Source organism: Xanthomonas bonasiae (assembly GCF_017163705.1).
GTDB lineage: Bacteria > Pseudomonadota > Gammaproteobacteria > Xanthomonadales > Xanthomonadaceae > Xanthomonas_A > Xanthomonas_A bonasiae.
Window position 1 is genome coordinate 1 of record NZ_JAFIWB010000052.1, and the last position, 9119, is coordinate 9119.

Here is a 9119-nt window from a genome sequence, read left to right on the forward strand (position 1 = left end):
CGAACGCCCGGCCACGGATGGCCGGGCCGGTGGTTCCGGCGCACGTGGCGCCGCGCCAGGGATGGCGGCGTGAACCCGTCGCGCCGCGCACGGTCCAAGCGTTGGCGACAGCCATGACCAGGTCATCTGTGCGCCACGTCATGCGCGAAATGCGGCATGGGTCGATCGCCGCCGCGCCAAACCCGTTTCCGCGCATGAAGCGCAGCTGCACGCACCGCACCCGATGGCGACCCTTGTCACCGCGTTCGGTTACATAAGGTTTTTCACCGCAAGGATCCGATGCAATGCGAAATATCCGTTCCCTGACCCGTTCCCCTTCCGCCGCGCGCCAGTCGGGCATGAGCCTGCTGGAAATCATCATCGTCATCGTGCTGATCGGCGCGGTGCTGACCCTGGTCGGCAGCCGCGTGCTCGGCGGTGCCGATCGCGGCAAGGCCAATCTGGCCAAGTCGCAGATCCAGACCATGGCCGGCAAGATCGACAACTACCAGCTCGACACCGGCAAGCTGCCGTCCAAGCTCGACGACCTGGTCGCCGCGCCGGGCGGCGTCAGCGGCTGGCTCGGCCCGTATGCCAAGCCCGCCGAGTTGAACGATCCGTGGGGCCACCCGATCGAGTACAAGGTGCCGGGCGACGGCAAGCCGTTCGACCTGATCAGCCTGGGCAAGGACGGCCAGCCCGGCGGCAGCAGCTACGACGCCGACATCAAGTACGAGTGATCCCGGCGCCGTGATCCACGCCCCTGCCGGCGTTCCCCAGCGCGGTGCGCACGCGTGCGTACCGCTGGCGCGTGCGCGCATGCGCGGCGTGTCGCTGCTGGAGATGCTGCTGGTGGTGGGGCTGATCGCGATCGCCGCGATGCTGGCCGCCTCGGTGCTGACCGGCGGCATCGACGGCATGCGCTTGCGCTCGTCGGCCAAGGAGATCGCCGCGCAACTGCGCTACACGCGGGCGCAGGCGATCGCCACCGGGCAGCCGCAGCGCTTCCTGATCGATCCGCAGGCGCACCGCTGGCAGGCGCCCAACGGCCGCCATGGCGAGATCCCGCCGTCGCTGGCGATCCGCTTCAGCGGCGCGCGCGAGGCGCAGCGGCACGAAGACGAAGGCGCGATCCAGTTCTTCGAGGACGGCGCCGCCACCGGCGGGCGCATCGAATTGCTGACCCGCAAGGCCAGCTGGCGCATCGACGTGGCCTGGCTGACCGGCGAGGTCAAGGTCGGGCGTCCGCCGCAGCAGGGCATGCCATGAAGGCGCAACGCGGCTACACGCTGATCGAGGTGATCGTGGCGTTCGCGCTGCTGGCGCTGGCGCTGACCCTGCTGCTCGGCTCGCTGTCCGGCGCCGCGCGCCAGGTCCAGCGTGCCGACCAGCTCAGCCGCGCCACGCTGTACGCGCAATCGTTGCTGGCCGCGCAAGGCGTGGAGCAGCCGCTGCAACCCGGCCGCGAACAGGGCAGTTTCGAGCAGGGCCATTACCGCTGGACTCTGGACGTGGCGCCGTACGTCGATGCGCGGCGCCCGCCGGACACGACGCTGACGCCGGGCGCGCCGACGCTGCTGCAGCTGAACCTGCAGGTGCGCTGGGGCGATGCGCCGGCGCAGGCGCTGCAGTGGAAGACGCTGCGCCTGGTCAGCGCGCAGGGCAACGGGGTGCCGCAGTGAAGCGCGCACCGCGCCGCGCCGCCGCGCGGGGCTTCACCCTGATCGAGGTGCTGCTGGCCACGGTGCTGCTGGTCGGCGGGCTGACCCTGGCGTTCGCCACGCTGCGCTCGGCCACCGCGATCAGCGGCCGCGGCGAGACCATCGCCGGGCGCAGCGAGCGCATGCGCGCGGTCGAGGGGTTCCTGCGCCGGCGCCTGAGCGGCGCGCAGGCGCTGGCGCTGGACATCGACAGCCGCACCCTGCAGCCGGTGCGCTTCGTCGGCGAACCGCAGCGCATGCAGTTCGTCGCCGATCTTCCTGACTACCTGGGCCGCGGCGGCCCCTACGTGCACGACCTCAGCGTCAGCGGCGATGGCGGCCGGCAGCGCCTGGCGATCGCGCTGGTGCAGGTGCAGGCCGGCAAGCAGATCGCCGAGGACAAGCCGCGTGCGCCCGAGCCGCTGGCCGAGGGTCTGCGCCAGGTGCGCTTCCGCTACCGCGGCATCGATCCGGAGCGCGGCAGCATCGGTCCCTGGCAGGAGCGCTGGGAGAAGACCGACCAGTTGCCGCTGCTGGTGTCGATCGAACTGAGCAGCGACGACGGCATGGTGTGGCCGCCGCTGGTGGTGGCGTTGCGCCAGGCCGGCGGCGCGGAGGCGCGGCAATGAGCGCGGCGCCTCGGCAGGCGCGCGGCGCGGCGTTGGTGCTGGTGCTGTGGCTGATCGCGCTGCTGACCGCGCTGATCGGCGCGTTCGCGCTGACCGCGCGCACCGAGGGCCTGCAGGGCAAGGTGCTGGGCGACGGCGCGGCGGCGCAGGAGCGCGCCCGTGCCGGGCTGGAGTACGCGCTGACCCGGCTCGCCGGCACGCCGACGCAGCCGGGCTGGCGCGCGGACGGGCGCCGCTACCGCTGGCAGTACGAAGACGCCACGATCGACCTGCGGATCACCGACGAGAGCGGCAAGGTCGATCTGAACCTGGCCGACGCGCCGCTGCTGGCGGCGCTGGTGCGCGCGGTCGGCGGCGATCCGCAGCGCGCCGACCGCATCGCCGCGGCGATCGTGGACTGGCGCGACCCGGACAACCTCAGCCAGCCCAACGGCGGCGCCGAGGACCCGGACTATGCCGCCGCCGGGCTGCCGTACGGCGCCAAGGACGCGCCGTTCGAGAGCCTGGCCGAACTGCAACTGGTGCTGGGCATGGATGCGGATCTGTACGCCAAGCTGCTGCCGAACCTGACCCTGTACAGCGGGATTTCGCGCCCGGCGCCGGATTTCGCGCCGGCGCCGGTGCTGACCGCGCTGGGCCTGGATGCGCAGCAGGTGCTGGCGCAACGCGAGCGCAACGACCCGGCGCAAGCCGCTGCGATGGGCGGGGGCGGCGGCACCTACAGCATCGAAAGCCGCGCGCAACTGGCCGCGGGGCGCGCGGCGGTGCTGCGCGCCGTGGTGCGCCCAGGCTCGTCGGCGCTACCGGGCTCCGCCTACACTGTGCTGCGATGGGAAGAAGGATCGACCGTTCGATGACTGCGTGGCGGGACACGATGGACAAGCTCGGCGTGCGCATGGCGCCCGGTGCCGGCGGCGTGCTGGCCTGGTGGCAGCGTTCGCTGATGGCGTGGCTGCCGCCGCGCTGGCAACTGCAATTGGGCTGGTCGCAGGCGCGGCTGCTGCTGTGGCGCGACGGCGAACAGCTGTACGTCGCGCGCCAGATCGATGCCGAACTGGGCACGCCGCTGGCGTTGCCGTGGCCGCTGCTGCCGAGCGACCTGGAGGCCGTGCTCGGCCCGCGTCTGGCCGCCTTGCCGCGAGTCTGGCTGCTGCCGGCGCAGTCCGCGCTGCAGCGCACGCTGCGCCTGCCGGCCGCGGCCGCCGACCACCTGCGCGACGTGGTCCGGTTCGAGATCGACCGGCAGACGCCGTTCCAGGCCGACCAGGTGGTCTACGACGTGCGCCTTGGCGCGCGCCGCGACGATGCGCAACTGGACGCCGAACTGGTGGTGGCGCCGCGCCGCGTGCTGGACGAACTGCACGCCAGCGCCGGCGCGCTGCGCCCGACTCTGGCCGGGGTCGATGTCGCTGGCGCCGACGGCGCGCCGCTGGGCGTGAACCTGCTGCCGCCGGAGCAGCGCCATCGCCGCGCCGATCCGATGCGGCGCTGGAACGCGATCCTCGCCGCCACCGCGCTGCTGGCGCTGTTCGCCGCCGGCTGGCAGTTGCTGGACAACCGCCGCGACGCGCTCGAGCAGTTGCGCGCGCAAGTGGACAGCGGCGCGCAGCGCGCGCGCGGCGTGGCCGCGCAGCGCCAGCAGCTGGTCGATCTGGTCGAAGGCGCGGCCTTCTTCGACCAACTGCGCGCCGAGCGCCCGACCGCGCTGGAAATCTGGAACGAACTGAGCAAGCGCCTGCCCGAGGGCACCTATCTGGAAAAATTCTCGGTCGAGGGCGACCAGTTGCAGCTGATCGGCCTCAGCAGCGAGGCGTCCTCGCTGGTCGGCCGGCTGGAGGGCTCGCCGCTGTGGCGCACGCCATCGCTGACCGGCGTGCTGCAGGCCGATCCGGGCAGCCACCGCGACCGCTTCACCCTCACCGCCGAACTGGCCGGGACCAAGCGCAAGGAGGCCGCCAATGCCGGTGCAGGTCGATAAGCGCGACCGCTGGCTGGCGCTGGGCCTGCTGCTGGCGGCGCTGGCGCTGGCCTATCTGCTGCTGGTGCATCCGTGGTGGACGGTGCCGATGCGCGAGGTCGAGGCGCAGATCCAGGAATTGCGCCAGCGCGAACTGCGCGTGCGCATGCAGTTGCAGCAGGCGCCGCAGGTGGCGCAGCGGCTGCAGCAGGCGCAACGCGACCTGGCCGCGCGCCCGGGTTTCCTGCGCGAGACCTCGGCCGAGCTGGCTTCGGCCGGGCTGGTGCAGCGCCTGGAAAGCGCGGTGGCCACCGCCAGCCCCGGCAACCGCAGCTGTGCGATCAGCAACCGTTCGCCGCTCGCCGCCGACAACCGCCGCGACCGCTTCACCCGCGTCGCGGTGCAGGTGCGGCTGCGCTGCGGCACGCCGGAACTGGCCGCGGTGCTGCACGCGCTGGAGAGCGGCACCCCGGCGCTGTTCGTGGACAACCTCAACGTGATGGCGCAGCGCTACCAGCTGTCGCCGGGCGAGAGCGGCAACGGCCTGGACGTGGCCTTCGAACTGGCCGGCTATCTGCGCCCCAACGCGATGCCGCCGCCGCCCGCCGCCGCGGGCATGCCGCCAGGCATGCCGCCGCCGCCGCCACCCGGCGCGCCGGCGATGGACGCCGGCACGCCGGCCGGCCCCGGGCCGAGCGAACCGGCGCCCGCGCAAGCGCCGCCGGCCATGCGCGATGCGGCCACGCCGCAGCCGCCGCAGCAAGTGGAGGGCGCGCATGCGAATTGAAGCGATCGGCCTGCGCACCGTGTGGCTGGCGACGCTGGCGCTGTGGGGGCTGCTGATCTGGGCGCTGGGCCTGGCCGGCCTGGGCCAGCGCATCGTGCCGCTGCCCGACGATCCGGGCATGACCCAGCGCCTGCCGAGCTTGCCGGCGGCGTCGGGCGAGCGCCTCGGCGATTATTCGCGCTACGCCGAGATCGCCGCGCGTCCGGTGTTCGCCGAAGACCGCCGGCCGCATCCGTTCTTCCTCAGCGCCGACAACGGCCAGGGCGCCGCGCCGAGCGTGCGCCTGACCGGCGTGCTGCTCACCGACAGCTTCAAGATGGCCACGCTGACCACCGAGCAGGGCGAATCGCTGCGCCTGCAGGAAGGGCGCGACCCGGTGAAGGGCTGGCGGTTGCTGTCGCTGGAACCGCGCCGCGCGGTGGTCAGCGGCGGCAGCGGCACCCAGACCCTGGACCTGCAGGTGTTCGACGGCAAGGGCGGGCAGCCGCCGACCGCGCTCGGCCAGGGCGCGCGGCCGCCGGGCATGCCGCCGTTGCCGGGGCCGCCACCGCCCGCGGCTGCGCCTGTGGTCAACAACGCCCCCGTCAATCCCGTCGCCACCACGCCGCAGGCGGGCGCCAACGGGACGTCGACAACGCCGGCACCGAGCGCACCGGCGGCCGCGCCGGCGCCGTCGTCGGAACAGTTGCAAGCCATCCGCGAACGTATCGAAGCCCGCCGCCGGCAGTTGCAGCAGCAGCGCCAGAACGGCACCACCCCCGGCCAGAACCCTTGAAGAGTGATCGCATGACGCCGCGCTTGTTTTCCCTGTTCCTCGCGATCGGCCTGGTGGCCGGCTGCGCCACCACGCCCTCGCCGGACGTCCGCCGCGGCGCCGCGATCAATCCCAACGTCGGCGCCGCCGGCAGCACCAGCACCACGACCGACGGAACCACGGGCACGGCCGATCCCAACGACGTGCCGGACCGCGTCGCCCCGGTGATCCGCCGCGGCAGCGGCAGCATGATCAATTCCAGCGCCGCCGCCGCGCCGGCGCCGTCGCTGGCCAACGCCAGCAGCGGCAGCGCCACCTTCAACTTCGAAGGCGAGTCGGTGCACGCGGTGGTCAAGGCGATCCTCGGCGACATGCTCGGGCAGAACTACGTGATCGCGCCGGGCGTGCAGGGCACCGTGACCCTGGCCACGCCCAAGCCGGTGTCGCCGGCGCAGGCGCTGAACCTGCTGGAGATGGTGCTGGGCTGGAACAACGCACGCATGGTCTACAGCGGCGGCCGCTACAACATCGTGCCCGCCGACCAGGCCCTGGCCGGCACGGTGGCGCCGAGCACCGCCTCGCCGGCCAGCGCGCGCGGCTTCGAGGTGCGCGTGGTGCCGTTGAAGTTCATCTCCGCCAGCGAGATGAAGAAGGTGCTGGAGCCGTACGCGCGGCCGAACGCGATCGTCGGCATCGACGGCTCGCGCAACGTCATCACCCTCGGCGGCACCCGCGCGGAACTGGAGAACTACCTGCGCACGGTGCAGATCTTCGACGTGGACTGGCTGTCGGGCATGTCGGTGGGCGTGTTCCCGATCCAGTCGGGCAAGGCCGAGCAGGTCGCCGCCGACCTGGAAAAGGTGTTCGGCGAAAACAGCAAGACGCCCAGCGCCGGCATGTTCCGCTTCATGCCGCTGGAGAACGCCAACGCGGTGCTGGTGATCACCCCGCAGGCGCGCTATCTGGACCAGATCCAGGAGTGGCTGGACCGGATCGACAGCGCCGGCGGCGGCAGCCGGCTGTTCTCCTACGAACTGAAATACATCAAGGCCAAGGACCTGGCCGACCGCCTGGCCGAAGTGTTCGGCGCCGGCGGCAACCGCAGCGATTCCAACGCCTCGCTGATGCCGGGCACGCAGCTGAGCCAGATGGGCGGTAGCGGCCTCAACGGCAGCAGCGACGGCAGCCTGGGCGGCGGCAGCAGCCTCAACGGCAGCAGCGACAGCCTGTCCTCGAGCAGCGGCGGTTCCTCGTCCGGCAGCAGCAGCGGCGGGCTGGGCAACGGCAGCCTGCAGCTGTCGCCGCGCACCTCCGGCAACGGCAGCGTGACCCTGGAAGTGCAGGGCGACAAGGTCGGCGTGTCGGCGGTGGAGGAGACCAACACCTTGCTGGTGCGCGCCACGCCGCAGTCGTGGCGCTCGATTCGCGACGTGGTCGAGAAGCTCGACGTGATGCCGATGCAGGTGCACATCGAGGCGCAGGTGGCCGAGGTCAGCCTGACCGGCCAATTGCAGTACGGCGTGAACTGGTACTTCGAGCAGGCGGTGAGCGCCGCCAGCGATGCAACTAACATCGGTATCGGAGGCGGCGCAGGCCTGCCCAGCGCCGCGGGACGCAGCATCTGGGGCGATATCGCCGGCAAGGTCACAAGCACCGGTCTCGGCTGGACCTTCCTCGGCAAGAACGCTGCCGCGGTGATCACCGCCCTGGACCAGGTCACCGACGTCAAACTGTTGCAGACCCCGTCGGTGTTCGTGCGCAACAACGCCGAGGCCACGCTCAACGTGGGCACGCGCATCCCGATCAACTCGACTTCGATCAACACTGGCATCGGCACCGACACCAGCTATTCGTCGGTGCAGTACCTCGACACTGGCGTGATCCTGAAGGTGCGCCCGCGGGTGACCAAGGACGGCATGGTGTTCCTGGACATCGTGCAGGAAGTCAGCACGCCGAGTACGCGGCCGGCGGCGTGCACCTCGGGCACCGCCACCGTGACCAACAGCTCGGCCTGCAACGTTGACATCAACACGCGCCGGGTCAAGACCGAGGCGGCGGTGCAGAGCGGCGACACCATCATGCTCGCCGGCCTGATCAGCGACAGAACCAGCGATGGCAGCAACGGGGTGCCGATCCTGAGCAAACTGCCGGTGGTCGGAGCATTGTTCGGTCAGAAGACGCAGGACAAGACCCGCAACGAAGTAATCGTGCTGCTGACCCCGACCATCGTGCGCAACCCGCAGGAAGCGCGCAATCTCACCGACGAATACGGGCAAAAGTTCAAAGTGATGCAGCCGCTGCCGGCTTCGGGCAAGAAGTAAGCGCAGGTGACCCTGCCCATCGTGCTGCTGCCGGTCGGCGTCGACGACGCCGCGCTGGACGCATGCCTGGGCGCGCTGGAGGCGCATACCCCGGCCGGTACCCGGGTGTGGCTGGCCGACGACGCGCAGGCCGGGCCGCGCGGGCAGCGCGTGGTCGAGGCCTGGCTGGCGCATACCCGCCTGCAGGCGGACTACACCCGGCGTCCGCGCATGCTCGGCGAGGTCGCGCATCTGGACGAGATGCTGCGCGCTTGCGGCGCCGCCGACGTGGTGGTGCTGGCCGCGGACGCGCAGCCGCTGCCCGGCTGGCTGCAGCACCTGGGCGCGTGCCTGGCGCGCGATGCGGCCATCGCCAGCGCCACGCCGTGGAGCAATGCCGGCGAAGCCTGCGCCTGGCCGCGGCTGGGCGAGATCAATCCGCTGCCCGACGATGGCGAACGCCTGGCCCGCGCCTGCGCGGCGCTGCCGCCGGAGCATCCGGAACTGCCGTCGGCGGTGTGCCACGCGGTGGCCCTGCGCGGCGCGGCGCGGCAGCGCGCCGGCGGCCTGGACGCGAGCAGTTACGGTTCCTGGTACGCGGCGCTGATCGACCTGTCGTTGCGCATGGCCGGACTCGGCTGGCGCAACGTGCTGTGCGAAACAGCCTACGTGGCGCGCAGCGGCGAAGGCCGCGCCGCCGACGGCGACATGGATGCGCTGGCCACGCGCTGGCCGGCCTGGCACGCGCGCCTGGCCGGCTTCCTGATGCACGATCCGCTGCGCGCGCGCCGCGAGGAGCTGCAACGCCTGTACGCCGAGCTGCCGCCGCCGGACCCGCAGCGCGCGTTGTTCGACATCTAGCGCGTTTTCGACGCGGGCATCTGCAATCGGCCAATCTGCGGAGTGTTGTCAGTCGGCGGAGTGTTGTGGGAGCGACTTCAGGGCACCTCTAAAAACCTGCCTGCTTTGGCATCATATGGTCTGAGAAGACAGCCGAGGCCTTGCGATGATCA

The 9119-nt window shown here is 71.8% G+C and carries 11 protein-coding genes; 10 read left to right on the forward strand and 1 reads right to left on the reverse strand.

Features of this window, described 5'->3' with window-relative positions; genetic code table 11:
• Positions 1-367: hypothetical protein (locus JR064_RS22695; protein ID WP_206231229.1), on the reverse strand; the 367-nt coding region annotated here is incomplete at its 3' end.
• Between JR064_RS22695 and gspG the strand changes: the two genes are divergently transcribed.
• The 10 genes from gspG to JR064_RS22745 all read left to right on the forward strand — a co-directional run bounded on the left by gspG (position 285) and on the right by JR064_RS22745 (position 8967).
• Positions 285-719: a type II secretion system major pseudopilin GspG gene (gspG, locus tag JR064_RS22700; RefSeq protein WP_179568521.1), complete on the forward strand. Its 435-nt coding sequence runs from the start codon at positions 285-287 to the stop codon at positions 717-719. The two genes, JR064_RS22695 and gspG, sit on opposite strands and share 83 nt — an antisense overlap.
• 79 nt (positions 720-798) lie before the next feature.
• Entirely contained in the window at positions 799-1248 is a 450-nt protein-coding gene (gene xpsH / locus JR064_RS22705) for a type II secretion system protein XpsH (RefSeq protein WP_241093251.1), read from the forward strand.
• Positions 1245-1661, forward strand: coding sequence for a type II secretion system protein XpsI (gene xpsI / locus JR064_RS22710; RefSeq protein ID WP_179568513.1), 417 nt, complete (start codon positions 1245-1247; stop codon positions 1659-1661). The genes xpsH and xpsI overlap by 4 nt, the downstream gene beginning before the upstream one ends.
• Positions 1658-2308: a type II secretion system protein J gene (locus tag JR064_RS22715; protein WP_191825449.1), complete on the forward strand. Its 651-nt coding sequence runs from the start codon at positions 1658-1660 to the stop codon at positions 2306-2308. The genes xpsI and JR064_RS22715 overlap by 4 nt, the downstream gene beginning before the upstream one ends.
• On the forward strand, positions 2305-3165 hold the full coding sequence (locus JR064_RS22720) for a type II secretion system minor pseudopilin (RefSeq protein ID WP_191825450.1): 861 nt from the start codon (positions 2305-2307) through the stop codon (positions 3163-3165). The genes JR064_RS22715 and JR064_RS22720 overlap by 4 nt, the downstream gene beginning before the upstream one ends.
• Entirely contained in the window at positions 3162-4286 is a 1125-nt protein-coding gene (locus JR064_RS22725) for a PilN domain-containing protein (protein WP_179568507.1), read from the forward strand. Before JR064_RS22720 ends, JR064_RS22725 begins: the two co-directional genes overlap by 4 nt.
• Complete coding sequence (gene gspM, locus JR064_RS22730; protein ID WP_206231225.1) at positions 4267-5052, forward strand: type II secretion system protein GspM; 786 nt, start codon at positions 4267-4269, stop codon at positions 5050-5052. Before JR064_RS22725 ends, gspM begins: the two co-directional genes overlap by 20 nt.
• Positions 5042-5827: a type II secretion system protein XpsN gene (xpsN, locus tag JR064_RS22735; protein ID WP_206231226.1), complete on the forward strand. Its 786-nt coding sequence runs from the start codon at positions 5042-5044 to the stop codon at positions 5825-5827. Before gspM ends, xpsN begins: the two co-directional genes overlap by 11 nt.
• 11 nt (positions 5828-5838) lie before the next feature.
• The gene (gene gspD, locus JR064_RS22740; RefSeq protein WP_206231227.1) at positions 5839-8127 is read left to right on the forward strand and encodes a type II secretion system secretin GspD; all 2289 of its coding nucleotides are present in this window, start codon (positions 5839-5841) and stop codon (positions 8125-8127) included.
• 6 nt (positions 8128-8133) lie between these two features.
• Entirely contained in the window at positions 8134-8967 is an 834-nt protein-coding gene (locus tag JR064_RS22745; protein ID WP_206231228.1) for a glycosyltransferase family 2 protein, read from the forward strand.
• Positions 8968-9119: the final 152 nt, after the last annotated feature.

What these genes read in the sequence shown, in the direction of transcription:
- gspG (WP_179568521.1), top strand. Translation starts at nt 285, where the DNA reads ATGCGAAATATCCGTTCCCTGACCCGTTCCCCTTCCGCCGCGCGCCAG.
- xpsH (WP_241093251.1), top strand. Translation starts at nt 799, where the DNA reads ATGCGCGGCGTGTCGCTGCTGGAGATGCTGCTGGTGGTGGGGCTGATC.
- xpsI (WP_179568513.1), top strand. Translation starts at nt 1,245, where the DNA reads ATGAAGGCGCAACGCGGCTACACGCTGATCGAGGTGATCGTGGCGTTC.
- JR064_RS22720 (WP_191825450.1), top strand. Translation starts at nt 2,305, where the DNA reads ATGAGCGCGGCGCCTCGGCAGGCGCGCGGCGCGGCGTTGGTGCTGGTG.
- JR064_RS22725 (WP_179568507.1), top strand. Translation starts at nt 3,162, where the DNA reads ATGACTGCGTGGCGGGACACGATGGACAAGCTCGGCGTGCGCATGGCG.
- gspM (WP_206231225.1), top strand. Translation starts at nt 4,267, where the DNA reads ATGCCGGTGCAGGTCGATAAGCGCGACCGCTGGCTGGCGCTGGGCCTG.
- xpsN (WP_206231226.1), top strand. Translation starts at nt 5,042, where the DNA reads ATGCGAATTGAAGCGATCGGCCTGCGCACCGTGTGGCTGGCGACGCTG.
- gspD (WP_206231227.1), top strand. Translation starts at nt 5,839, where the DNA reads ATGACGCCGCGCTTGTTTTCCCTGTTCCTCGCGATCGGCCTGGTGGCC.